The 26,288-nt window shown below is 37.6% G+C and carries 24 protein-coding genes and 1 pseudogene; 11 read left to right on the forward strand and 14 right to left on the reverse strand.

The window, feature by feature from the left end; translation table 11 throughout:
- The first annotated feature begins 73 nt into the window (after window positions 1-73).
- From HNQ41_RS10870 to HNQ41_RS10880, 3 genes are all read left to right on the forward strand, one after another.
- Window positions 74-922, forward strand: a complete 849-nt coding sequence (locus HNQ41_RS10870; RefSeq protein ID WP_184664455.1) for a hypothetical protein — start codon at window positions 74-76, stop codon at window positions 920-922.
- 642 nt (window positions 923-1,564) lie between these two features.
- Window positions 1,565-1,969, forward strand: a complete 405-nt coding sequence (locus HNQ41_RS10875; RefSeq protein ID WP_184664456.1) for a (deoxy)nucleoside triphosphate pyrophosphohydrolase — start codon at window positions 1,565-1,567, stop codon at window positions 1,967-1,969.
- A gap of 82 nt (window positions 1,970-2,051) precedes the next feature.
- On the forward strand, window positions 2,052-3,134 hold the full coding sequence (locus HNQ41_RS10880; RefSeq protein WP_184664457.1) for an NAD(P)/FAD-dependent oxidoreductase: 1,083 nt from the start codon (window positions 2,052-2,054) through the stop codon (window positions 3,132-3,134).
- A gap of 28 nt (window positions 3,135-3,162) precedes the next feature.
- Here the strand turns inward: HNQ41_RS10880 and HNQ41_RS10885 are convergent, their stop codons facing one another.
- A complete protein-coding gene (locus HNQ41_RS10885; protein WP_184664458.1) occupies window positions 3,163-3,885 on the reverse strand; it encodes a GNAT family N-acetyltransferase in 723 nt (240 codons plus the stop codon).
- A gap of 152 nt (window positions 3,886-4,037) precedes the next feature.
- Here HNQ41_RS10885 and HNQ41_RS10890 point away from each other — a divergent pair, with 152 nt between their 5' ends.
- Window positions 4,038-4,391, forward strand: coding sequence for a DUF3221 domain-containing protein (locus tag HNQ41_RS10890; RefSeq protein WP_184664459.1), 354 nt, complete (start codon window positions 4,038-4,040; stop codon window positions 4,389-4,391).
- A gap of 68 nt (window positions 4,392-4,459) precedes the next feature.
- Here HNQ41_RS10890 and cobA read toward each other — a convergent pair whose 3' ends face one another.
- Genes cobA through nirB form a run of 3 tightly spaced genes read right to left on the reverse strand, consistent with a single transcriptional unit; the run spans window position 4,460 to window position 8,646 of the window.
- On the reverse strand, window positions 4,460-5,884 hold the full coding sequence (gene cobA, locus HNQ41_RS10895) for a uroporphyrinogen-III C-methyltransferase (protein ID WP_184664460.1): 1,425 nt from the start codon (window positions 5,882-5,884) through the stop codon (window positions 4,460-4,462).
- A 13-nt stretch (window positions 5,885-5,897) separates the two neighbouring features.
- Window positions 5,898-6,215 carry a nitrite reductase (NAD(P)H) small subunit gene (locus tag HNQ41_RS10900; protein ID WP_184664461.1) on the reverse strand — a complete coding sequence of 106 codons (318 nt, stop codon included), beginning with the start codon at window positions 6,213-6,215 and terminating at the stop codon, window positions 5,898-5,900.
- Between the two features lie 25 nt (window positions 6,216-6,240).
- Window positions 6,241-8,646 carry a nitrite reductase large subunit NirB gene (gene nirB / locus HNQ41_RS10905; protein ID WP_184664462.1) on the reverse strand — a complete coding sequence of 802 codons (2,406 nt, stop codon included), beginning with the start codon at window positions 8,644-8,646 and terminating at the stop codon, window positions 6,241-6,243.
- A 287-nt stretch (window positions 8,647-8,933) separates the two neighbouring features.
- Here nirB and HNQ41_RS10910 point away from each other — a divergent pair, with 287 nt between their 5' ends.
- Window positions 8,934-9,533: a precorrin-2 dehydrogenase/sirohydrochlorin ferrochelatase family protein gene (locus tag HNQ41_RS10910; protein ID WP_184664463.1), complete on the forward strand. Its 600-nt coding sequence runs from the start codon at window positions 8,934-8,936 to the stop codon at window positions 9,531-9,533.
- 32 nt (window positions 9,534-9,565) lie between these two features.
- Here HNQ41_RS10910 and HNQ41_RS10915 read toward each other — a convergent pair whose 3' ends face one another.
- The 8 genes from HNQ41_RS10915 to HNQ41_RS10950 all read right to left on the reverse strand — a co-directional run bounded on the left by HNQ41_RS10915 (window position 9,566) and on the right by HNQ41_RS10950 (window position 18,814).
- Complete coding sequence (locus HNQ41_RS10915) at window positions 9,566-10,429, reverse strand: GNAT family N-acetyltransferase (RefSeq protein ID WP_184664464.1); 864 nt, start codon at window positions 10,427-10,429, stop codon at window positions 9,566-9,568.
- A gap of 127 nt (window positions 10,430-10,556) precedes the next feature.
- On the reverse strand, window positions 10,557-11,618 hold the full coding sequence (locus HNQ41_RS10920; RefSeq protein WP_184664465.1) for a tartrate dehydrogenase: 1,062 nt from the start codon (window positions 11,616-11,618) through the stop codon (window positions 10,557-10,559).
- Window positions 11,619-12,690: 1,072 nt separating this feature from the next.
- Window positions 12,691-13,077 carry a hypothetical protein gene (locus HNQ41_RS10925; RefSeq protein WP_184664466.1) on the reverse strand — a complete coding sequence of 129 codons (387 nt, stop codon included), beginning with the start codon at window positions 13,075-13,077 and terminating at the stop codon, window positions 12,691-12,693.
- Between the two features lie 162 nt (window positions 13,078-13,239).
- Window positions 13,240-13,881 carry a YczE/YyaS/YitT family protein gene (locus HNQ41_RS10930; protein WP_184664467.1) on the reverse strand — a complete coding sequence of 214 codons (642 nt, stop codon included), beginning with the start codon at window positions 13,879-13,881 and terminating at the stop codon, window positions 13,240-13,242.
- Window positions 13,882-14,253: 372 nt separating this feature from the next.
- Window positions 14,254-14,949, reverse strand: coding sequence for an OmpA family protein (locus tag HNQ41_RS10935; protein ID WP_184664468.1), 696 nt, complete (start codon window positions 14,947-14,949; stop codon window positions 14,254-14,256).
- Window positions 14,942-16,771, reverse strand: coding sequence for a MotA/TolQ/ExbB proton channel family protein (locus tag HNQ41_RS10940; RefSeq protein WP_184664469.1), 1,830 nt, complete (start codon window positions 16,769-16,771; stop codon window positions 14,942-14,944). Before HNQ41_RS10940 ends, HNQ41_RS10935 begins: the two co-directional genes overlap by 8 nt.
- A 151-nt stretch (window positions 16,772-16,922) precedes the next feature.
- On the reverse strand, window positions 16,923-17,147 hold the full coding sequence (locus tag HNQ41_RS10945) for a hypothetical protein (protein ID WP_184664470.1): 225 nt from the start codon (window positions 17,145-17,147) through the stop codon (window positions 16,923-16,925).
- Between the two features lie 470 nt (window positions 17,148-17,617).
- A complete protein-coding gene (locus HNQ41_RS10950) occupies window positions 17,618-18,814 on the reverse strand; it encodes an MFS transporter (protein WP_184664471.1) in 1,197 nt (398 codons plus the stop codon).
- A gap of 436 nt (window positions 18,815-19,250) precedes the next feature.
- Between HNQ41_RS10950 and HNQ41_RS10955 the strand changes: the two genes are divergently transcribed.
- From HNQ41_RS10955 to HNQ41_RS10975, 5 genes are read left to right on the forward strand one after another with little or no spacing between them, the layout of a single operon-like run.
- Complete coding sequence (locus tag HNQ41_RS10955; RefSeq protein WP_184664472.1) at window positions 19,251-19,979, forward strand: hypothetical protein; 729 nt, start codon at window positions 19,251-19,253, stop codon at window positions 19,977-19,979.
- The gene (locus HNQ41_RS10960; protein ID WP_184664473.1) at window positions 19,967-20,710 is read left to right on the forward strand and encodes a cytochrome c biogenesis CcdA family protein; all 744 of its coding nucleotides are present in this window, start codon (window positions 19,967-19,969) and stop codon (window positions 20,708-20,710) included. Before HNQ41_RS10955 ends, HNQ41_RS10960 begins: the two co-directional genes overlap by 13 nt.
- 33 nt (window positions 20,711-20,743) lie before the next feature.
- Window positions 20,744-21,319, forward strand: coding sequence for a redoxin domain-containing protein (locus tag HNQ41_RS10965; RefSeq protein ID WP_246421629.1), 576 nt, complete (start codon window positions 20,744-20,746; stop codon window positions 21,317-21,319).
- A gap of 41 nt (window positions 21,320-21,360) precedes the next feature.
- The gene (locus tag HNQ41_RS10970; protein WP_184664474.1) at window positions 21,361-22,041 is read left to right on the forward strand and encodes a response regulator transcription factor; all 681 of its coding nucleotides are present in this window, start codon (window positions 21,361-21,363) and stop codon (window positions 22,039-22,041) included.
- Complete coding sequence (locus HNQ41_RS10975) at window positions 22,034-23,125, forward strand: sensor histidine kinase (RefSeq protein ID WP_184664475.1); 1,092 nt, start codon at window positions 22,034-22,036, stop codon at window positions 23,123-23,125. The genes HNQ41_RS10970 and HNQ41_RS10975 overlap by 8 nt, the downstream gene beginning before the upstream one ends.
- Window positions 23,126-23,152: 27 nt before the next feature.
- Here HNQ41_RS10975 and HNQ41_RS10980 read toward each other — a convergent pair whose 3' ends face one another.
- Entirely contained in the window at window positions 23,153-24,739 is a 1,587-nt protein-coding gene (locus HNQ41_RS10980) for a glutathione ABC transporter substrate-binding protein (RefSeq protein WP_184664476.1), read from the reverse strand.
- A 115-nt stretch (window positions 24,740-24,854) separates the two neighbouring features.
- Here HNQ41_RS10980 and HNQ41_RS10985 point away from each other — a divergent pair.
- Window positions 24,855-25,039: pseudogene (locus HNQ41_RS10985) on the forward strand (IS256 family transposase); the annotation flags it as partial.
- Window positions 25,040-25,183: 144 nt separating this feature from the next.
- Here the strand turns inward: HNQ41_RS10985 and HNQ41_RS10990 are convergent.
- Complete coding sequence (locus HNQ41_RS10990) at window positions 25,184-25,642, reverse strand: DUF2306 domain-containing protein (protein WP_425506988.1); 459 nt, start codon at window positions 25,640-25,642, stop codon at window positions 25,184-25,186.
- Window positions 25,643-26,288 lie beyond the last annotated feature (646 nt).

Below are 26,288 nucleotides of genomic sequence, written 5' to 3' on the forward strand. Positions count from 1 at the left end.
GAGAACTTTTTATTCAAGAATCCATTTTATTAGTACACATAATATGTGGGTTTAAAGAAGGTGGAATATAAGCATGAAAAATCGGATAATATACTTAACAATACCAGTTATTTCGATTATTATCATTTTATTTACAATACGACACACAAAGAAAGAACATAAGAAATTTTTACTTCCTCTTTTCTTTGCACTTTCTGGCTTAAATTATATTTTTGAATCGTTTGTCCTTGTTATCGGACAAGGATATGAATATAAACCAAAGTTGCTGAAAAACGCTTATTTTGATAACGTCCTTGGTTCCGTCGCATCTCAACTGTTTATTGTACCAGCTACAGGAACCCTTGTTTCTATTCTGAATTTAAAATATAGATGGTCTCTACTTATTTCGATCATACTGACAACCATTGAGTTACTTTTTGTTAAGCTTAAAATTTTTAAACAATACTGGTGGTCCGCCGCTTTTACAACTATAGGTATACTAGTTTTTCACGCAATATCAAAATATTGGGTGAAGCAATTAACGGAAGAATCAAATAAATCCATCCGAAACATGACCGTTTTTTTATCAATACTTGTTAGTTATATAACACTGAATTTTTTGCATGTCTCATTTCTAAAAACGGGCCTTTTTAACATTCGATTATATAAAAACCCTTACCGGAGTCACGTTGCCATTGCCACAGTTTATTCCTTATTATTCTCCGCATTTATTTCCATGAGCCTGTTAATCAAAAAAGGGTATATATATCTTTTCGCAATCAGTTCTTTTTTGGTACTTGAAATCATTTTAATAAAAAATAAGGCGATAACTGTTTACAACAAACTCATTTACGTTCTCTCTCCACTAACTAAACTCATTAGTATTGGTACGGGACGATACGTATTAAAATTATTACATTCGAATGAATTTCATAATAGATGATGTAAAGATCATTTCCGAACATGGATTGTGATTTTCACTGCAGGCGGACGCTTTCTCAAGGGCTTGTCTTCAGCTAAATTCAGCTCCACAAACCGTCGCTGAATTGTATCTTCAGACTGCGCTTTTCCTTTGGAGTCGCCGCCTTTCGTTTCAATCAGTTTCAAAAACGAACGTTAACCTTTGTGATAACTGAAAAACTCCTTATAAATAAAACAAACGCCTGGAAACTTTGGCGTTTGTTTGGCATAATAAATGGTACCTGAAATTTTCATTCATTTCTAAAAGTTTCCGCAATTTACCCAAGGAGGTATTTATAACCTATGGAAAGATTTACCACTCCTGTAATTACAGCTAGCATTGTATTACTGTGCTTATTCCTGATTGATATTTTCACATCCTTTTCCTTCCACCCTATCGCATCACTACTCATATCTTACATCATCTTTGAATTTGTTTTCATGTCACGCCTTTTACTTGTCGATCTAAAAGGAAGGGCATATGTAACAGCTAAAAGCGTTTTAGGCTGGCCTTTTCGGCTCCGTTCAGCCTCTATTCTTATAGGCATGATAGGAATAGCTATGCTTTTTTAGCATCAGAAATCACGATTTGAAGCCATGATCATATGTAAAAGAGGAGATTTCCATGAAACGAGTAAATGTAGTCGCTGCAGTCATTTTCAATGAAGAAAAACAGGTACTCTGTGCAAAAAGAGCCACTAACATGTCACACCCCAACTTATGGGAGTTTCCAGGCGGCAAAATTAAAGAACATGAAACACCCGAAGAGGCACTCAAACGCGAAATCCAAGAGGAATTAACTTGTTCTGTGGAAATAAATGACCCAATCCACAAAACTGAATACCAATACCCTGACATTTTTGTACACTTGCAAACATTTCAGACGAAAATTATCGAGGGTACACCACAAGCGAAGGTGCACGAACAATTGGCATGGGTAGCAATTGAAGAATTAAAAAAACTAAACTGGGCACCAGCTGATTTACCTACCGTCCATAAGCTAATACGTCAGGCTAACACAAAATCGTAACACCAAAAAAATCCTTAATATTTTCCTTTCTGAATCTCAACCTGTTAAAATAAGAGAGAGAATATAGAGGAAGGAAATCATCATGCAAAAATTATTGCTCATAGGTGGTGGATTCGCCCACTTACATGTCATACAGAAATTAAAAGATACACCCATTGACGGCGTCGAAATTACACTGATTTCTCCTTCCAAGTACCAATATCCAAGAGACATGTTTGCTAGTTTTACGGAAGGACTTTTTGAAAAAGATCAAATCAGTATCAATTTGGAGGTAGCCGCTGAAAAAGCTAATATTACATACCTCGAAGCTGCCGTTACCGCGGTAGACCCTAACCAAAAAATGGCCCTCACATCCAATGGTGAGGTCATCTCATTTGACGCCATTTCATTCGATATCGGCTCATTAACAACTGGCACCGATTTCCCAGGCGTCACCGAACATACTTACCGAATCAAACCAAATTACCATTTCACCGATGTAATTGAACAAATTCGCAATCGCGACAACATCGTCATCGTAGGTGGAGGGCCGGTCGGCATTGAATTAAGCCTATCTCTTACTGCATGGCGACAAAAATACGGGATCCAATCTCCCATTACCTTAATAAGCGAAAACGATCTACTACATAAAAATGGAAAAAAAGTCTCCGACAAAACAGAACAAATCGTTGTCCAAAAAGGGATCGACCGCTTCAGCAAAGAAACCGTCACAAAAGTAACCCAAAATGCCGTCTACACTGCATCCAATCAAGAAATCGAAGCCGATCACGTCCTCTGGCTAGCCGGTCCGAAAGCTCCCGGGCTATTTACCGCTTCCAAATTGCCCGTTGACGACAAAGGTTACTTGCGCGTCGAAAACACTTTACAGGTTAAAGAATACCCTTTTATCTTCGGCGCAGGTGAATGCACGACGATGATCAACGACCCTTATGGTAATAAGACAAGTGCTGCCACACTGAAACAGGCCTCTGTCCTTTTTGAAAACATCAAAGGTTTTTTCGAGACAGGAAATGGCGTCATATATAAACCTAAAGACCAGGCGTCTATTTTGGCAACAGGCAACCGGGAGGCCATGCTTATCTATAAAGGACAAGTATTCCACGGAAAATGGCCTTGGCGCATAAAACATAGGCAAAATATGAAATGGATGAAAAATTTTCAGTAAAAAAAGGGGAGCCAACTCCCCTTTTTTTTTATTCCTTTTTATTAAATTTTGCAAATAAAATCATTTGTTCATTGTTTTCATGTTTCAGATCAAAACCATAATACCCCTCTTCTAATAAGTGTTTTTGCTGTTCATAATCAGTGATTGCAGCTGAACTTATCGTTTCTTCATCTAATTTACGAACACGCTGTAAATCTTGATATAATACGTACCTTATTCTCCCTGCGTACTTTTCCTTGACTTTAGCAATAAGTAATGATTGGCTGAATTTATCTTTTAAACTAGCAATGTTTGTAGGAAAAACGGTACAACATACATAACGATAACGAGGGGCCATGCGTTTCAGTTCATCCATAATGAGGCGACCAAGCTTTTTTTGTAAACCATGACCGCGGTATTCGGGTAAAACACAGGTTATTTCTTGGTGAACGACCTTTTCTTGTTCTTCTTTTGATAAGTCAAGGTCACGACCTAAATTCTCGGTGTGTTCGCCTGGAAAGAACAGTGCTCGGAAGGCAATTAAAGCACCGTCTACATACACGCCGATCATAAGCCCTTTTCCGTTTAATATCGTTTCAACCTCGGCTTCCGTTAAAGGTTGTAAGGAATCTTTCACTTGTAGGTCCGCTAGCACACGACTTTGAACCTCAAGCACTTGTAAATCATGACCGGGACCTAACTTGCTCACATGAAACCGTTCATATTGTTTCTTCTCTTCACAAAATAAGCTTCCTTCAGTTAGTACTGCCATAAAACTGTCCTCCAATCTAAAATCCAACCTTTAACTTACAGGTATCGAAAGGCTCTTTCAAGAATCAATTCTTCAAATCTTTGTAACAGAAAAGGAATTTAAACGACTTAAATATTGAAAGGGAAAATGAGCGTCAGTGAAGGAGGGGAAAAATGAAAATATACTTATTTACTTTCGGAATCGCCTTACTGATTTTTGCTGTTGGGTGCAGCAGTTCACCAAACGATGAATTAGATCCATCTGAAAGCAACGTCCAAGAAGGCTACGTAACTGAAGTAAGCGACGAACGAATTCTTCTTGTTAGTGATATTGCTGAAGAGGAAGCAATGAAACTAACTGAAGAATCATTACTAGACAATGGTACTGGTAGCTCAGCTGTTTGGTATACGGTTGATGACCCTCAAGATTACGATGTCGGTCAATTATTACGTGTTCAATACGAAGTCGTTTTAGAATCTTACCCAGGACAATCGGAGGCATTAGAAGTACAAATTGTTGAAGAATAAGATTATCGGAAGCCTCTCAAAAATCAATGACAAAACCCACCTCCTAAGGGAGATGGGTTTTTCTCGTTTTAAACAGTCTGTTTATTGTGTTCAATACTATACCAGTGATCGATTTCTGTTTGCACGTCTTCGTCCAACTTCGTAAAACCATAGTTTTTGGCATATTCCTTGACCGAAGGATCAATATACGCAAAGCTCAACTTATGAAAAGAAAAACCAATGGCTTGAGCTTCTTTGATAAACCAATCCACCGCAGCACAATCTGGAAAAACAACGGTATGCCAAGATGTTTCCTCTAGCATCCTTTGGTCCACCTCGTAAAAACGTTCATCACTTACTAGTCGGTGCGTCTTAATGTGTGGGTTTGTTTGTACACAGTCTTTATCTCCAACAAACGAATCCCCAACGACGAGCATATCAGAATCGATTTTACCTACTCTATCTGCTTGCAACCCTTTAAGCTTTAGGTCATGCTTCGTTTTTTCAGATGTACAATAGATGTTCCGAGGTAAGTCTCTTACATCCAAACCGATTTCAAGGAAAGCGTCGATCATAACATTTACACTTTCTGTAGACGTAAAAAGCAGTTTTTCAGCTGTCATGATCAGGTTGACTTCCTCATTTGAAAGTGCCGATGTTTTCGTAAATAGCGTTGGAAACGTATAGGCTTCTGCACCTAAATGAAGGAAATATTGCTCGATTTCATTGTCAGTGAACGGTCCGTTTGCAATCAGCAATCGTTTGCCACAAAAAGGTTTATTGTCGAACCACGCTAGCTTCTTCCTTAAAGAGACGACATCACCAATAATCGTCATAGCCGGGTTCTGTATGTTTTCTTGATTGACGACATCGTTAATCGTCAATAACGTTCCTTCCACGACACGTTGCTTACCTGTTGTCGCCCACTCAATGACTGCCACCTTTGTATCTGGTGATAAGCCATCATTGATCAAGGATTGGCAATTTGCTTCGAGGTTTCCTATGCCCATATAATACGCAATCGTGTCACCATTTTTTTGTTGTAACGTTTCACCGTGTTCTTTTCCGAGGCAATAATGACCTGTGCGTATCGTAAAGCTTGTACTATATTCTCGATGTGTCACAGGGATACCAGCATAACTTGCTGCAGCCACGCTGGACGTTACACCTGGAATGATTTCATATTGGACACCTGCATCCTCAAGAGCTTCTGCCTCCTCGCCAACGCGCCCAAACACAGAGGGGTCTCCCCCTTTTAAACGGACGACATGTAACCCTTGTAAAGCATAGTCGATTAATGACTGATTGATCAGCTCTTGACGTATAACATGACGTTTTGGAAGCTTACCACAATAGATAAATTCACAATCTGCTTTTGTATTTCTTAATAAGCGAGGATTAGCTAGGCGATCATATAATACAACATCCGCTTTTCGTAAACTTTGAATACCTTTCTCAGTCATTAAGCCGAGATCCCCAGGTCCTGCTCCCACAAAAGATACGAACCCTCTCATTTACATCACCTGCTTACACATGAATGAACACTTCACGATTCATTACTTCAGTTTGATATGTTTTCACCTGTCCTTCGTCAGGTGGCTGCACCTCACCTGTAATGAGAGAAACTTTCCAATCTTTTAAAGGACAATAAACAAATTCTCCTGAAACAATACCTTCTGCTAGAGGTCCATTTGTGTGTGGACAACGGCTGCCAATTGCATAAACATCTCCACTATCTAACCGAAATACAGCGATACTTTCCCCATTAACTTCGACCTCTTTCCCTATCAGTACAGGTAGTTCTTCTAATTTGAACAATTTCACCTTCTCCATCATTGCACTCATGTTCAGTCCTCCCTATCAAACTCATTTATTTTCTAGCCACTTCAAATAGTTTTTTCTTTTCGTCATCTTGTATCATCATCCCCCATGCTTCTTCATGCGTCTGGCGGGATTGTTGGAAACGAGCAACAAGCGCTTCATTTTGTTGTTCATCAAAGAGCACTTCTTTAACATTGTCTACGCCTAATCGCTCGATCCAAGATGCTGTCCGTTCTCCGTAAATTCCTGTTTCACGATAATATTGCATATATGATTTAGCTAAGTTAATAACATCTTCTTCTGTCGTGACCGTCGTTAAAAAGTCACCTTCTCGTACTTCTGTACCACCGTTTCCACCGACATAGATGTGATAGCCATTTTCTACACAGACAACACCGTAATCCTTTGTTAATACTTCTGAGCAGTTACGAGGACACCCTGTCACACCCATTTTCATCTTATGTGGCGTATCAACCATTTCTGTTTCTTTTTCTATCAACATACCTAAGCCTAATGAATCCTTTGTCCCGAAACGACAGAACCTTTCCCCAACACAAGACTTAACGTTTCGAAGAGATTTTGAATATGCATACCCTGAACGCATGCCTAGCTCTTCCCATACATGTGGTAAATCTTCTTTTTTCACACCATATAAACCGATTCGACTGGCACCTGTGACTTTGACGAGAGGAACATCGTACTTCTTAGCTACCTCACCCATACGAATCAATTCATCAGCTGTTGTCGTGCCACCATACATGCGTGGAATGACAGAGAATGTTCCATCATTTTGAATGTTCCCTTCCATTCGCTCATTAACAAAACGAGATGCTTTATCATCCTCATAAGTCTCTGGGTAAAGCATACGCATATAATAATTGAGTGCAGGTCGACAAGTTGAACAACCTCCAGGATTTGAAAATTCTAGGACATGACGCACTTCAGCAGGTGTTTGCATTTCTTTTTCTTTAATTTGTGCAATCACTTCATCACGGTCTAACTCTGTACATTCACACATCCCAGTCTTTTGCGCAGATGCATCATAATCATCACCTAATGTGTTCGATAAAACCCCTTCTACCATCGGACGGCATTTTCCACAAGATGCCCCAGCTTTTGTGCAAGTTTTCACATCTTCAAACGTTTTAAGGTCTTGTTCCAAAATCGATTGAACAATATTTCCTTTCGTTACACCATTACATCCACATACCGTTTCATCAGCTGGCATCTCTGAAATGAATGCTTCAAGATCTTCACCGCCTGGTTTTTGTAAAATCGTTGCGGTTTCTAAATCTGAAATATCCGTCCCTTTTTTCAACATGGAAAATAATCTTGTTCCATCTGAAGCATCGCCATACAGTACGATACCTACGATTTTGTTGTCGGATACCAATACTTTTTTATACTCGTTACCAACTGCGTCATGGACAACAATAGCATCGGTCGTATCATCTTCATGAATTTTTCCAGCAGAAAATAAATCACAGCCCGCTACTTTTAATTGTGTTGATAACACACTACCTTTGTATCCTTCTCCAGGATTTCCCGTCAGATAATCACTAAGAGCGATACCTTGTTCATATAAAGGCGCAACCAGTCCATAAGTATTTCCCTCATGCTCAACACACTCACCAACCCCATAAATTGAAGGTTCTGATGTTTGCATATCATCATTAACGACAATCGCTCTGTTCACATCAAGCCCCGCTTCTTTCGCTAACGCTACATTTGGGCGGATGCCTACAGCCATGACAACAAGGTCACACGCAAGTGATGTTCCATCCTTAAAAGTGACACCTTCAACACAGGAATCTCCGTATATTTCTGCGGTCTGCTTTTCCATTAAGAAATTCATGCCTTGTTTTTCTAAATCTTTCTTTAACATTTGTGCAGCTGGTTCATCCAATTGCTGCTCCATTAATGTCGGTAAAAGATGCACAACATGGACTTCCATACCCTGATCCATGAGCCCGCGAGCAGCTTCTAATCCGAGCAGCCCTCCACCAATGACGACTGCTTTTGATTTTTTTTCGGCGATTTGAATCATTTTTTGCGTATCTTCAATTGTTCGAAACCCTATGACACCCTCTAAGTCACTACCTGGTAATGGTAAAATAAATGCGCTCGAACCTGTTGCCATAATTAGTTCATCATAAGGCAAGGTTCGATGTTTATCCGTTGAAATTGTTTTTTCCTGTTTATCTATATGTACAACTTTTTCACCACTATATAAAGTGATGCCCTTGTCTTCATACCATGCCCATTCATTCATTGTGATCTCGTCAATGTCAGTTTTTCCTTGTAAGACGTTGGAAAGCATGATGCGATTATAATTTGGATGAGGTTCATCCCCAACGATCGTAATATCAAATTGATTTGTATCTCTTTTTAGTATTTCTTCAATACAGCGGACCCCTGCCATACCATTTCCAATCATAACCAGTTGTTTTCTCATGAAGTATTCCCCCTCAAAAGTTCAATGTTTCACAAATGATATTTTAAAAAAAGATTGTTCCTATCAAAAGATCGATAGACAATCAAAACTTGTTCTATTGTTATGTACTATTATAATCCTAATTTCTTTGATGTGCTTACATGTTTTTTACAAATTATTGACTTTTCATATATATTAAGTTTTTTACTTGCCTTACAATCTATTTTGGTGAAAATTTGGCTCTTCCTGTATAATCAAAAATAGACTTGAAGAAATCATTTTATGTTTTAAACAAAAGGAGAATCGAAATGACTGCACCTCTAATGATTCAACTCGCTGGAAAAAGATGCGTCGTTATCGGCGGCGGTCGTATTGCTGCTAGAAAGATCCGTTTTCTATTAGAGGAAGGAGCTGATGTAACGGTCATAAGTCGTGAATGCTCAAAAGATTTACAACCTCTACGTCAGCAATGTCATTTTCTACAAAAGGATTTGACGAAAGATCATGTCCACACGATAAAAAGTCTTCTTCCAGATGCTTGTTTTCTTGCAGTCGTGGCAACGAATAATCGTGAGTTAAACGACCACCTTTCCGATACGTTAACTCAACACATCCCATTAATAAATGTCGTCGACAATCAAGAACAAAGTAACTTCTTTTTCCCTGCATATATCAAACAAGGACTGTTAAAAATTGCGATCAGCACTTCTGGAGCAAGTCCGATCCTTGCAAAGAAAATCAAACGCCATTTACAGCAAGAGTTCGGTCCTGAATACAAAAATTACGTTAAAAATTTACAAGATGAACGAACCTGGGCACAAAAAACATTCCGTACAGAAGAAGAACGAAAAGCCTATTTAGAAAAGATCACTCCCTTTCCACTAGCATCTGAACATGAAGAAAATTAAAAAGGCTGTTAGGGCTTCAATGAGGTAGTCAGTCAAGAATTCTCTATTTCTTTACCATACAAAATCCAAGGGGAAGATAGTTCAAATGAATGACCATCAGGTAATTTGTTAGCTTCTTCCTTCGTTAAATCCATCCATATATATGTATCCCCTTCACACTGCTCCAACAATTTATGATATTCATTTGCGATCGTTTCCCATAACCCTTCTTGTGAGATCATATCATCCCACGGGTACACAGTATGTAAATAGTGGTTCTTTTTTTGATCATACTTTGTAATAAGAACTCTTGATTTCTCTTCATTCTCAAAGAAACACCATTTTTCGAGGTCAACACCTTGAAATAAGTCCTCAGAAGCTGGAAAGGGGTAATAGCATTCGTAAGGAAAAATCGTCGTTGGTTTTACATACACTTCTTGTAGCCATGCTTTTTTGCGCTCATTCGACTCAATTGGTGTCCAACGCTTCGCTCCGGACTCAAGCAAAGATGTATCCTTCGTCACCGCGCCATGTAATTTCGCGTATGGTACTAAACCAAGTTTATCAACGACACGACGAGCGGGAATGTTTTCTTCCTGAGTATTTGCACCTATCCATTTGATCCCATCTAATTTAATGACTTCATTCATTACATGTGACATCAGCTCAAAACCAAAATGATTACCTCTAAATCGACGATCACTTCTCAATCTACCTAACATCGCATAACTTCCTGCATAAATGGAGCATCCCCCCATACTAACAAGTTGACCTTCTAAGAAAAGCCCATACAATCTATTATTTCCAGTCGTTAACTTGTCAAAGATACGAGGAATGTAATCATCTTCGATTCCTGTCTCCATCGCTTCTAGGTAGGCATAGTCATTACTTTGTAATACTCGAATCGATTTGTTCAATTGCAACACTCCTATGTCTACTTGTATACCAAACTTCCATTAGAATAACAGAAAGAAACTTTCACAACATGAAAAAAGCACTCATCACGTAAATGAATGCTTACTTTCAACTCCCTTTACAGTTCCATTAAGATTGTGCTTTTAAACGTTTAATCAATTCATCAGTGACTTGTTTTGTTGAATGCTTTCCACCAATGTCAGGGGTTAAAAATCCATCGCTCGTTATATTTTCAATCGTATCCAACAAAACTTTTCCTAGCTCCTCTTCACCAAAGTGATCCAACATCATTTTCGCTGTCCAAAGTTGCCCAATCGGGTTAGCAACCCTTTTTCCGACAATATCCGGTGCAGAACCGTGGACAGGTTCAAACATAGAAGGGTATTTCCCATTCACATTAATGTTGGCTGCTGGCGCAATGCCGATGCTCCCCATAATACCAGCACCGATATCTGTTAATATATCTCCAAACAAATTACTTCCAACAATGACGTCAAATTTTTCAGGCGCGGTTACAAAGAAGGCAGCCAAGGCATCGATATGTTGAGATTCTGTATCGATATCTGGATGCTCGCTCGCTACTTCTTGAAAGACTTTATCCCAAAATGGCATAGAATAAACAATCCCGTTAGACTTCGTCGCACTCGTCACGTGCTTATTTCGTTTACGCGCTAAATCAAACGCGTAACGCATGGCTCTTTCACTTGCTTTTCGAGAAAACACACCATTTTGAATGGCAATTTCATCTTCTCCTTTATAAAGCGTGCCACCAACAGAACTATACTCCCCTTCACTATTTTCGCGAACGACAAGTAAATCAAACTCATTTGGATTCGCTAAAGGAGATTCAACACCTTTGATTTGTTTTGCAGGACGTATATTAATGACTTGCTCAAATTCACGGCGAATTTTTATGAGTAGTCCCCATAAAGAAATGTGGTCTGGTACCAGTTCTTGATTACCAACTGCACCTAAAAATAACGCATCAAATGGCTTCAACTGATCAAGGCCATTTTCGGGCATCATTTCTCCATGTTCCAAATAATACTCGCAACTGTACGGGAAGTGTGTAAACGTAAATGATAATCCTCCGTGAATTTTCGCTATCGTTTTCAAAACCCTTTCTGCCTCTGGTACAACTTCTTTTCCAACGCCATCTCCTGGTATAGATGCAATATTTAAATGCTTCATCATTTCTCCTCCCTTTCTTTTCCCCGTTAATAATAGACAATCAGCTTATATTATTTAATTACAATACAACACAGAGAAATCCTTTTTAGTAATGAAACTTCGTTAAAAAAAATCAAAATTCACATAATGTTCACACAATTATTTGGACGTTATGTTATAATACAATTAAAGAAAAAGAAAAAAACAATTCGTTAACACCGTAGGAGACTCAACCATCCATGTTGGTTCCGTTAAATATAAACGCAAACCAATGAGGTATACAGAGAAATCTGTAGAAAGGTTGAAAGTCTTGGCTTATGAAATAAAATTAGCTGTTATATTGAACAAACTTAACTAGCTAATCATAAAATAAGCCTTAAACGACAAAAGAAATGATAAGGTTATATTACACGTCAACAATGACACAAAAATAACCTATCAATGTTCCCTACGAAAAAACGGAACAAACACACATCACAAGCCTTAATAAGTGATAATCGTTAAAAGAACGATATCAACTTAGAAAACAAGTTTTAAAAGTGATGTGGGTTGGTTGGGTCCCCTAAGGTGTTAACATAAGCGAGAACCTTTAGCACAAGCTAGAGGTTTTCGTTTTTTTTATAAAAAAAGTAGCAGCTGGATGATATTCCAATACTGCTACTTTTTATTAGGCTTTTCTAAAAGATTGTGGCTCTTTAAAGAATTCGTTCACACTCTAGACTCTCTAGGGGATGTTGGCCACAAAGCGACATCAGTTCTCGCTTCTCTTGTTCGCATTCATGGTGTCTTATTTGCCACGGACACAACATGAGCTCTTGGCAACAGGAGGGTATTCCCAAGAGAAATTCGCACCACAACATTTGAGGTGAATTGAGCTTGGTCAGATGAATGCGGGTAGTTTCGAGATCGAGGACATATGTTCCGTTCATTCTCTCTTTTTGCATGCAATAAAGGAGATTTTTTGCAAATAATGGAACTCATGTCCGAAAACAGCCGAAAATCAACCTTTTTAAAGTGAATAACGGAACCAATGTCCGGAGCAAACGACACGGTCGACGTCCTGTTCATCGTAGGTATAAGCCAGACGTAATCATTACTCTTCTCCTCGAATATATTCAGCTTGATAACTGTTCCCACCTGCGTGAACCGCTATTAATGTATCCGCAAAACCAACGAGGCGATTAATCAATTCATCAACCAAACTTTTGACAAGCGGAGCAAGTTCTGAGGAGTAAAGCTCAGGATCATCAAAAATTACCGTCGTATTGATAAAAACGTCTCTGTTTCCTTGTAAGTCATAATGTATAATTACTTTTCCTGCTGCTCCGCCGATAATCGGCTCTTCATAGTGAGTCAAAAAGATATACCATTCTTCCGCTGTCGCAGAACGAAAATTTTTTGTGAATGTCATACCCGATACTTCTTCTTCGATTTTCTTTCTCATGTCCGCACCTATGAGTTCCGTTACTTTCCTATTCATCTCGAACTCCTCAATAAAAATTTCCTTCTCCTATTTTTAGTTTTCACAAGAAGATGAAAATTATCCTAATAGCCTCGAACGAAACATGTCAAAAACCATAACAAAAGGCAGTCAACTGACTGCCCCTAGTTAAAATTTTTGCCTTAAGAATTCTTTATTAATTCAAGCAGATACTTTACTTTTTTCTGAAACGCGAAGCTGTACTAACTTAGACATTAAAGCTTTAGATTGCGGTAGTGCATACTGAACAAGCGTTCCTAATAGTAATGCAATAATGATCGTCCCAATTCCTACTGGTCCGCCAAGAAGCCAACCTGCGATAAGAACTGTTACTTCAATACCATTTCTAACGTGCTTTACACTCCAACCTGTTTTTTCTGTAATGACAAGCATCAGTTGATCCCTTGGGCCAGCGCCCAACCCTGGCGCTACATAAATGCCAATACCATAAGCTAAAATGACAACACCTGCTAGAAATACTAGGCTAGCAACAATGATGTGATCAGGGTTCGGAAGTATAAAGTTAAAGATATCAATAAATACACCTACAAGAAGCATATTTAAAAGCGTCCCAATCTGTGGCCATTTCTTCATCGCCAACGCAGTCGAAAATATTAATACAAAGCCAGCAATAATTGACCACGCTCCAATTGTGAGTCCTAATTGCTTAGACAAACCGTAATGAAAAACATCCCACGGACCAATGCCTAGCGCCTCTCCTTTAATCGTTAACGTAATACCAAATGCCATAATAATGAGTCCAATCGTAAAAAACGACCATCTAATAAACCATTCTTTTTTCATCCAACAACAATCCTTTACTTCTATAGAAATTTTGAAAATGATAAAAGCTTACCGGTTTAAAAACGCGACAAGCTTTCGTAAACAAAATGTGCTAGTAAGCTTTTTACTGGTCAATCGGCATTGTAACTGACCAATGACAAGATACACATATTTATATATTCTTTTATATATATACTTCGAGTCTCTAAAATTTCAGTTTCACTTTTTCTATCATACCATTTCATAGGTCGTCTTTTCTAGGGGGGAAAATCAAATTCTTATTCACCATTCCTTTACGAACAAAAAGAAGCTGAGAAAAGAAAACTCCCAGCTTCACATCCCCACTTCACAGGACAAGATATATTGATGTTTTGTAACCTCAGCTTTCAGATGCTAATTTCCCTCTAATAATTCGCGTGTCTCATTTAAGATCTCTTCATCCTTTAAACGAAATTTAAATTCAACTCGACGGGAATCTTCATGACTATAATTTCCATCTTCATCCGTTCGCCCATCAGAATAAGACCTTGAGTTAACCGTTAATTTTTCTTTTAATTGTTCTTGAACATTTTCATATGGAAAGTCATCACTAAGGGTATACGCTGCAACGCTATATGCTCTTTCTTGGGATAACTCTAAGTTGTACAAGTAACCACCAGTACGGTCCGCATGGCCCTCGATAATAATTTCTGAAATATGTTCCTCATAGCCTCCGTCTATTAATACATCTAAATAAGCAGGGACAAACTCATCTAAAAACTCGAATCCCTCTGATTTTAACTCTGATTCATCGAACTCAAACAAAATATCTGTATCAAAAATAAGCGAACCTGTTTGTTCATCAATTTCAATACCTAAAGTAGAATCGCCGAATTCTTCATCCAAATCTTCAATTAAGTTCACACGTACCCCCATGAGCTGATCAATGGTTCGTTTCATTTCCTCGATTTGAAATGATTTAATGACCATCATAACAATGAAGATAAGAATAAAGCAGAGTAAGATTGCGGTTAACAAATCGGTAAAGGACGGCCAAAAGTTCCCTTCCTCCTGCTCACCTTTAAACAACTTTTTGTACTTATTAATCATTGCTTCCAACCCTTACACGATAACTTTGCGCTGCTGTCGCTTCTTCAGTCAGAGTCTTGAGTTGATGGTTCAATGTCTGAAACTCCTGTTGCAGATCATTGATCGTTTGCTGAGTCTGACGGGCACTTATTTGTTGAGTGTCTTCTGTGATTTCACCAATTTTCTTCATTTCCTTTTTAAGGACGCTATTCATATCAACGACATTTTCACCTATGTTTTTACTTACTTTATCGAATTTCTCTCCGAGTGTCCCTTCTAAATTATTCACATATCTCGAAAGTGTATCTTTTAATACGTCTACACTCGCTTCAATTTGGTCCTCTCGTTGCTTAAAAGAATCGGTCATTTGCGTGATCGTACGATTCATTTCATCAAGCAGCTGCTGGTTTTTCACCCCTAATTGTTCATACGATCGTGTAGCATCATTCAACTGTTTCTCAAACGCTTTCGATTCAGCAGCGTGTGCTTTCAAATGTTCATGAAACTCTTGATTGAACTGTTTAAGCTCGTCGAAACGATCTGATAAAAGGTGCTTATATTGAGCTTGCGTTTCATTAAGCGTCTCCAACGCACTTGGTAAATGGACTATTGAGTTTCCTAGTTTATCAAAGTCGCTTTTTAGTGATCTAAAGTAATCATTCATTGCTGACAATTGAGAGTTTAAGTTGTCACCAAAAATTCCTTTGAATTGTTTATTATTTTTATCCATAAGTTTCACTAATTGATCACTTTGGTTATAAATGTTTTCAAATGAAACCTGAATTGCTTCCTGTCTATCAGCGACTGAAGACATGTATCCTTTCCAATCTTGAACAGAAGCTTCAAATTCGTTTAGCGTTTTCATTTGCGTGCTTGAAAGTTCTTCAATTTTTTTGTACGTGTTCTCGAAAGCATTGGCCATACGTTCATTTCTTTTATCCATTTGTTTAAAATAGAAAAATAACTGGTCAAAATTTTTGTTAAGCATCGCAACAGCTCCATCAAAGCCTTCGGTCACTGCTTTGATGTCCTCAAAAAGTATTGTGAAATCTTGTAGATTTTTGGATAACCCATCGTTGAATTTCGCTAAATCTTCAGCTGATTTTTGTAAACCGTCCGTATATTCTTGAAACCCTTGAAAAGACTGTTCGATTTTTTGTAATGATTGTTGATTTGTTTCTCGTAGTTGAACGATCGAATCGTTGATTGTTTCTGAAACATCAATGAGACGGTTCATCGGATCTTGTTCTTCTTCTTCTAAAAATGATTCCGTCTTTAACATAATATCCGTTAATAAATATTCCGCATTTGCTACACGGGTAACGACAGTCATTATTAGTGATAAGCCCATCCCGGCAATACTCGTATAGAACGCGACATCGATTCCTCCAAGAACACTTGCGACATTTTCTACAAGTTGGTCTCCTGTCGCGTCAATACTTCCTAGTGACGTCGCAAGTCCAATAAACGTTCCTAAAACACCGACTAATATAAAAATTGATACCGTCATTTGAACCATTTTTATCAAATTTATAACTGGCACGTTAAATATTCGCCAACTTGAAAATTTCTTTTGTACAAACGTGTCCACTTTCACGTTTTCCTTCTTTTTCTTCTCTTCAAATTCCACTTTAAAATAACGCAATGGATCAATATCTAATGAATTCGTCACATTTATATGATGACGAACTCTTTTTAGTCGACTGTACAAGAGAAAATGTACGAAAATCGCAAGGCCAAACGTAACAAATAACACCATGAAAATGAATTCAATTAATGGGTTGGCAAGAATCGATTGTGCTTGCTGTTCACTCATAAATATTTGTAAAATCGTTTCAACCATGATTGTCCCTCCTATGTAATGAATCTTCGCTGTCAATGAAACTTGTTTATTTATTGCTATTCAGAGGTTGGACAAATCATGTGTATATCCAAAATACAAATGACCTTTACAACAAAAAAAGAGCCATAATATGACTCTTGTAACCCTATTTTCATTTATTCTCTTGCTTATCGTTAAAGCTGCCAAAAGAAAGAAACAATAAGTACATATGTAGTACAACGGAAATGAAAACAAGCAATTGACTAGCAGGAGATTGCTGAGTAAAGATCGTTATAAGTTGAATCGTTAAAAAGAGAATTAATATGGTTTGAAAAATGAACAGGCCCATTTTCCTTTGTTTGTGATTTAATTGAGATCTTTCTACTAAATGAACCATTTTTGAGCTCCTCTCTGTTCATAACAGCTAATTTTTTTCGTAACCCTTCCCTAATATTACCATGAAACACTAGTCTCAGCTAAGCTACTACTAAAATATGATGTCTTACTAGTGGCAAGAATTCACTACATATTCATCAAATTTTCACAAAATATCTCTTGAGTCCACTAAAGACCTAAATGTCCGCTCAAAATTATTCGTTCATGTTTTCTTTTCATATTAGGCGCTTCAATGACCTTCTTCAGTTTAGGTATTGGTATGACTTACTTCGGCAACTCGATTTAAGTTTTATTAGCAAGTGACACTGGTCAATTACTTCAACACTTCGCAGGGAGATTCATGGTATTTATGAAACTTTTTGTTGCTGGAGTGATTTGATACGATTGTCTTATGAAAGAACGAAACGTGTTTCTAAAAAGCCAGCCGGATACATCGGTTCAACTTTTGTATGGGCATGCTACAAAATGAGTTTATGAAAACATTCTTTTTTTAAATAAAGAAAGTTTGAGTATAGAAATGATGCCTAATAAAGGACCCAAGGATAAAATAGAAAAAGTCCAAGTCCATCCAACGTTTTCTTGTACAATGGGAACTAAATTAATGGAAACAACAGTAACTAGAAATCCGATACACATTTGAAAAGTTAAAGCCGTCCCGACATATTCTTCTTTAGAAGAATATGAAACAGATGCAGAAAATTGAGCTGAGTCAGAAACAACAAAAACACCCCATACAAAAGCGATCAATAATGTAAAAATTAAGCTAAATTGATATGTAAGACCGATTAAAATCGAACAAAAACCACTTATTAAAAGCGATAATATAATAAATCTTTCCTTCCCGATTTTTTCAGATAATATGCCACCAAAAAAACATCCAATAGCTCCTGCTATGCCGATAAAAATAAAAGATAGAAGAGAAATGGTCCACGTATTAACCGAAGCAAAATGAAAAGAAAAAACATGTGTTAAGAAAATGGGTAACCAAACCCACATCGCATAAAGTTCCCACATATGACCAAAATAGCCATAGTTGGCGTACATGACAGGTTTGTTTTTAATAACGCTTTTTAATGAAAGGAATGAAAAATTTCCAGTTTCATTTGTATATTTACAATCTTTTAAAAACAATCCAACGATAATGGAGGCGAAATAGGTTAAAGAAGATGAAGCAATAATGACAATTTGCCAATGTACATTTGAAAATAAAAGATTAATTACATGCGGAAATGAAGTCCCTAAAGTAAGAGCAGCAATTAATATTCCCATTGCAAAGCTTTTTTGTTTTGGGAACCATTGAGATAAAATCTTAATCGCAATCGGATAAACGCCTGACAAAGAAAATCCAGTCAGAAAAATTAAAAGAAAGCCGAAAAATGAAGATGTTACAAAAAGAATGAAAAGGTTTATAGTTGCACCGAAAATAGCAAATGTCACAAAAATTTTTCTTGGGTGGTATCTGTCAGCAATTCCGAAATAAGAGATTAAAAATGTTCCGACAGCAAAGCCAATTGGAATAAGTGCTGAAAGCCAAGACTCTAAATGTTTATCAACAGACCAGATTTTTAATAAATCGTAAGAAACAACAGAAGTACTAAGCCAAAGGGTAAGAGAAAAAAAGACCGATAATGATAGATAAAACAAAACTTTGATTTGTTCTTTTGTCACCCTAACACCTACTTTCTAATATAGGATCATACATAATTTTCACTTAACATTGAAAAACAAAATCCATCAGTTGGGGTTATACAATTGATCCCCGCACTCTGATTCCCTTCAAGAAAATAATCTAGAACGATCATGAAAATAACAACCGACTCCTGATAATAACTCAAAAACCATTTCATTTTTTTCTTCAAATCAAGCTCCTTAAAGCGACTTACTAAGAACAGTTCCCCCACCTTTTATGACACATTGTATGTAAAATTAACCCCTTTCCTAATACCACTATAAAACAGCTAGTCTCAGCTAAGCTACGACTAAAATTATGACGTTCTACAGGTGGCAAGAATCCCCTCCATTTTCATCAAACTTTCACAAAACACCTTTAATGTATGAATTACAGGTTCCACGTTCAAAAATTTAAAAACGAAGGTGATATGTATTGAATGAAACATTACAACTCGGTTCTCTCTTAATTCCATATCCTTGGCTCATCATAGCTACGGGATTGTTCATTGGCTATTTTCTGTTAACTTATGTTTCTTCTTTTAAAGAAGATCGTTGGAAAAGTCTGCGTGAAACAGTCGTAAATGGTGTAATTTGGTTTATCTTTTCATTTTTATTTGGATCAATTCTTTTTCATATAGAGACATTTTTATCTGATCCATTAGCCGTGTTGAGTTATCCTAGTGGGGGTCAAGAGCTCTATTTGAGTATTCTCGTTGTAATCGGTTATTTTGTGTACGCAAGCGTTCAGAAAAATATCCCTATACACCTGTACTTACACGCACTGTTAACTCCACTATTTAGCTCTTCTTTTTTATATGCTTTTTTTGAACAAACGCAAGGGGAATCTGTGAAAGGATGGGTTGCCGAGATTTCCCCTTGGGCGAATCATCCCGTTTCATTGTATATGATGTTTTTTTCAGCTTGTTTTTTAGTATGGATTCTATCCTTACAAGTAGTTGAAAAATCTTCAAAACACGTCTTAACTATCTATTTTCTATGGGTTTTTTCCCAACTAATGGTGAGTTCGTTTATGACCCATCCTCTCTTTTTCGGTGTCCCGATTACAAATGTGTTTTTTTATTTTCTTTTATTCATAGGAACCTTCATTGCACTTTTAAATCAATTTGAACGAAAGCAGAGGTTATTCAAATGGAAGACTTAGCTAACATTACGATATGGGCTGCCTTAGGGGCTGGCATCATTTCATTTATTTCACCATGTACACTGCCACTTTTTCCAGCCTTTCTTTCCTATATCACAGGGATGAGCGTAAAGGAATTAGAATCCAATAAAGACCTAAAAGTCCGCTCAAAATTATTGGTTCATGCTTTCTTTTTCCTATTCGGCGTTTCAATGATCTTCTTCAGTTTAGGCGTTGGTATGACTTACTTTGGCAACTGGATTCAAGGATTATTAGCAGGTGACACTGGTCATTTACTCCAACGATTCGCAGGGATATTCATGGTATTTATGGGACTGTTTGTTGCTGGGGTGGTTCGATTCGATTGGCTTATGAAAGAACGTAGGTTGAATGTTGCTAAAAAACCAGCTGGGTACATCGGTTCAACTTTTGTCGGCATGGGATTTGCTGCAGGTTGGACACCTTGTATCGGCCCAATTTTCGCATCAATTTTAATGCTAGCGGCAAGTAACCCTTCGCAAGGAATACTTTATACCGTCGTTTATATCATCGGTTTCGCTTTACCCTTTCTCATCTTGACCGTCTTTCTTGGTTCAACACGTTGGATCCGCAAATATAGCAACACCATTATGAAAATTGGTGGCGCCATCATGATCCTAATGGGAACACTATTGTTCACCGGTCAATTAACAGAAATCTCGATTTTTATCTTACGCCTTATCGAAGGAACATGGTTAGAAAATTTAGGATAGATTCCTTAATATTAGAATGAAGGAGTGTAATCATTGAAAATAAAAATTCTTATATCAATTTTACTAATCGCAATGATAAGTTGGACAATTATTGATCATGAAGACAGCACGACGAATAATAATGTCCAAGAACGCCCTGAAGCAAATGAAGATTCAGTAGATATTAACGAACCGCCAAGTGATGAAGTTGGCATTAGTCAAGGAGATTTTGCTCCCGATTTTGAATTAGAAACGCTTGATGGTGACGTCAAAAAGCTCTCGGACTTTCGAGGAGACAAAATCATGCTAAATTTTTGGGCGACGTGGTGCCCACCTTGTCGAGCGGAGATGCCAGATATGCAACAAGTGTATGAAGATCATGACATCGAAATTTTAGCAGTAAATTTAACTGAGACTGAAACGAGTATTGAAACCGTTGATACTTTCGTGGATGATTTTGAACTAACATTTCCAATCATGCTAGATAAAAATATCGAAGTCGCGGACAAATATGAGATCCAACCTGTCCCGACCTCTTTTATGATTGATACAGAAGGTAGAATACAACTTATTCAGCTCGGACCTATGAATGAAGACATGATCGTTCAAACATTTGCAGAAATGAATTAAAATGTAAATAACCATGTATAGAAATTAGGTGAGTAACATTGATGAAACAACAAGTCCTTGTCGTCGAAGATGATGAGATGATTCGTCAGCTTGTCCAGATCCACTTAGAAAAAGAAGGTTATCAAGTCTTTACAGCCAGTGATGGAGAAGAAGCAAAAGATCAATTCCTCATCCATTCCCCTTGTCTTGTCATTCTTGATTTGATGTTACCTAAATTAAGTGGGGAAGAAGTCTGTCAGTGGATTAAGGAACAAGAAAGAAATGAAGTATCTATTATTATGTTAACAGCTAAAGTCAGTTCAGAAGAAAAAATTCATGGTTTAAAAATCGGCGCAGACGATTATGTCATCAAGCCTTTTAGTCCTGAAGAACTTATGGCAAGAGTCGAAGCTGTGTTACGAAGAGGTGGCCAGTTCTGTCAAAAAATTAGTTATGATGGACTCACCATTAAACCTCGCAAAGGTGAAGTTTGGCTTCAGGGGGAAATCTTAACGCTCACAAAATACGAATTCCATTTACTTTTTTACTTTATGGAAAATCCAAATATCGTTTTATCACGTGAACAACTCATTCGACAAATCCACCCCCATGCTGACACATCGATTATGGACCGCACGATTGACGCGCATATTAAAAAACTTCGTGAAAAAATTGAAGTGATCCCTTCTCAACCTAAACGAATACAAACCGTCCGTGGAATGGGGTATCGTTTTGTTGTTTAAAAAAAATCCACTTCCATGGAAAAAAACAGGCATGTTATGGAGGTTAGCAGGAACGAATATCCTTTTGATGACAACCCTCGTCATCATTAGTAGTTTGATCATTTACAACACAGCTTGCTATCTTGTTGAACAAATACCTAATGTTGATGAGTCAACGCAAACGTCATTTAATGAAACGTTATATACGTACTTGCTATGGATGAGTCCTTTGGTGATTTTAATCGGTAGCGTCCTTCACTTTTCAATGATAAAAAAAATGCTTAATCCTGTTCGAAAACTAGCCAGTTCAACGAAGGTTTTAAAAAATGGCCAATACCCTTCACCGATAGACATTGAACAAGATGACGAAATCGGTGAACTTACCCACAACTTTAATGAGCTGATTGACCGTTTGAAAGAAAACGAACATATTCGCAACAAAATGCTTGGTGATATGGCTCATGAATTAAGAACTCCTTTATCTAATATTAATGGGTATTTAGAGGGGCTTAAAAATGAAGTGATCGTCGGTTCTCCATCTTTATATGACTCCCTCCATAAAGAATCAGAGAGAGTTATTCAGATGATTAATCAACTGAATGAGCTAGATGAATGGAATGACTGTGTCAAGTCTAACGAAAAGAAAAACGCGCGGATTGATCAAGTACTTACTCATTGTATGAACCTTTTCAATTTTGAATTTGAGAAAAGAAATATTATTTATGACATATGTGTAGATGAAGCAACACTCTTCATCGATGAAAAAGAAGTTCATCAAGCGATGATGAACTTGATCCAAAATTCAATACAATATTACGATGGAACTGGCGAGATTTTATTACACGGAAAAAAGAGACAAGGTGATTATTTTATCTCTGTAACAGGTCCCGGGGAACCTATTCCAGAGGAGGAGCGTGAATGGCTATTTGAACGTTTTTATAAAGTGGACCGTTCAAGACAACGAAAAACAGAAGGAACTGGTCTTGGACTCTCCATTGTCAAAGAGATCATTGTTGGTACACACAACGGAAATGTCGGTATTGAAACACATGAAAACCAGCATACCTTTTGGATGACCATTCCTTATTTCTCAAAAAAAAGCTGAGAGTTAGTACTCTCAGCTTTTTAGATCTTACTGTTCAATTGTTACATCTTGAAGTAGGAACAATCCATTCGGATGATGACTGAAGCCTTGAACTTCTTCACGCAAACCTACAAGGTATGTTTGGTGATAAAGATTAATAAATGGAGCTTCTTCTGCTAAAACTTCCAATACCTGTTCATAGACCTCTTCACGAGCTGCTGGATCTGCTTCTCTACGGCCTTGATCTAGAAGGCTATCGATTTCTTCATTGTCAATAAATGAACGGTTACCTTCTCCACCGTGATTTGAAGAATGGAATAGTGCATATAAACCATAGTCCGCATCACCAGTTACAGCAGACCAGCCGTTGATGAACATTTCATGTTCACCTTGTGCCGTGTTGTCTAAGTAAGCCCCCCACTCCATCACTTCAATATCAATGCCGATACCAATTTCACTTAATTGCGATTGAACGATTTCTGCAATGTCTTGACGGTCGCGGCTGTCGTTCGTCCAAATTGTTGTTTCAAATCCATTTTCGTAACCTGCTTCTGCAAGAAGTTCTTGTGCCGCTTCAACATCATACTCTAACTGAGTGACTTCATCACTGAAACCGAAAACGTTTGGTCCAATTGGTGAGACTGCTTGTGTACCAAACCCTTCTAATAGGCCATCAACAATCACTTCTTTATCGACTGCCATTGAAATAGCTTGTCTTACTTTCGGATCGTCAAATGGTTCTTTTTCTACGTTAAAACCAATATAAGATAAGCTCAAGCTATCTTCCTCATTAACAAACGTGGATTCACCAGAGCTGATACGACTATGGTCACTTGGGCTAACTGGGTCAATAATATGAACGGCACCCGTTTCAAGTTCACCAATTCGTGTTTGGTCTTCTGGTGTTACTTGGAAGGTCACACTATCAACCTTCGCGTTTTCACCCCAATAATCTTCATTGTTATTTAAAACAACTTTTTCTCCTGATACCCATTCTTCAAATTCAAAGAAACCTGTACCAATTGGGTTGTCATTAATATATTCTCCTGGTTGCCCATCTTCTTCCATTTTCGCATAATCTGCCTCAATTGCCTCAAGGCTGACCATGGAACCACCAGTATGAGCCAGGTGCGCTGGAAGAGGAGAGAACGGATATTCTGTCACAAATTGAACAGTATAATCGTCAACAACGACCACTTCTTCAATCATTTCATATAAGAATTGGCGTGGTGACCCAACATTTGGATCCAAAATACGCTCAATGTTTGCTTTTACTACCTCTGCATTGAACTCCGATCCGTCGTGGAATGTAACGTCTTCACGTAATGTAAATTCCCATACATTTTCTTCTACAGCTTCCCAGTCTTCAGCGAGAAGCGGTTGTAACTCCATATCCTTGTCTTGATAAACAAGTGGTTCGAATACATTTGTCTGTACATTACTTGATGGCGTATCCCCCACGCCGTGAGGATCCATCGCTTCAATATCTGACAAGTTGGAAATAATCAGGTCGTCTGTCTCAACAACCTCACCTATATCCCCTGCGCCTTCGTCTGGTTCACTTGCACAAGCTGCAAGAGCTAATGATAACGCAACGGATGTTACGCCAAATTTAAATGTTTTTGTTCGGAACATTTGAATCCTCCTTATTCTTGTTGTTTTTACTATCACCTTTCATAAGCTACACGATACGACAAAAAAACACAAGAGGAAATTAGGGTATTCGAACTTGGCAACAACGAGAACTGCTAGGTATTTCACCTTTTACCTTGGTGGAACATCCATTAAACTTCGGCGTAATGATGTAACCAATGAAGTGATTTACCTCGTTGTTGATGTGACAGAAGAAGACTATCGTCAACGATTCAGGTTCTATGTTGGTGGTCACGTAAGTTCACTCGTTGGCGAAACATTTTACGTTTCTTGATGTTCCGTCCTCAGTCAATCCAATCATCTATACAACTAACATTAATGAGTAAACAATTAGAGAGGCAAAGAAACTTCTGTGAATCTTTGCAGGTGATTAACTTCTATAAGAAGTTGGTGTCCTACACGGACGGGTTCATATAAGTTCATATATTACTTGTTTTTAGTCTTATATTTATTTCTTACGCTAAAAATTAACGGTGTACCTATGATTGTTGGTAACAACCAAAACAAAAGTGGTGGTAGTTCATTCAAAACAGGAATTTTAGGTACATTTACAACGATAGTTGCAGTGACTATTCCAATATAAGAACCAAGCATTCCTCCTATATGTGAACCTAACCAATTCTTCCACCTAATTTTTGACGATAAATAACCGAACAAAACAAGTCCATAAGAAAAAAAACCAATATAAAAGAGATAAGCACTCTCTTCCCACTGGATAATGGACATAACAATAGTAGTTATAAATACTAAAACGTATGACCAATGATATATTTCACCTGATAATGTATGTTTGCCTCTCTTTTTTCTGGAAGACATCGCGATTACACCACTGATTAAGCAAATAAAACCAGTAACAATATGTATAATTAAAAATATATTAAACAACAACAATCCCCCCCAAAATAATCTAAACGATACTTTACTACTTACTTTTAATTCAAATATATATTTCTTTAAACCAACAAAATTTACGAAAAGAAGCGTATCGTTTTAAAAAACAATTGTTGATCCCCCTCTCCACCAATAAGAGCCTGGGTTAAATTTGATTGTGAGACAAGGTCCATCACTAACTTTAAAAGCGTAGATAGCATACCAAGTTAAATTATACGTGAGTGTCGTCTTCCATATTCCAACCTTTACATTTAAGAAAATGCCACTTTTTCGATACTGAAAATCCCCTCATTTATTTTGCTCTGTTGATTAGTTCCTGTGATCAATGTATGAGGGATCAATAAAGTATATCCAAAAAAATCAATTGATAATTTGTATGAATATAATGTGCGTTCTCTCTATATAACGCCTGTATGTTGTTGAATCTCACCTCACTTCCTTCAAAAAATTTGTAATTTATGCTCTACTTCCCCATTAAAAACACATCGGGCTTATCGGAAACGATTGTCGTATCAATATGAGTTGAATCAACCTCGTTTTAGTTAATCGAGTAGGAGGAGGGTTCGCCCCTCCGTCCTCTCACACCACCGTACGTACGGATCTCGTATACGGCGGTTCAATAAGTTGAGTGATGTTTTTC

Source organism: Texcoconibacillus texcoconensis (assembly GCF_014202575.1).
In the GTDB taxonomy this organism is placed as follows: domain Bacteria; phylum Bacillota; class Bacilli; order Bacillales; family Salisediminibacteriaceae; genus Texcoconibacillus; species Texcoconibacillus texcoconensis.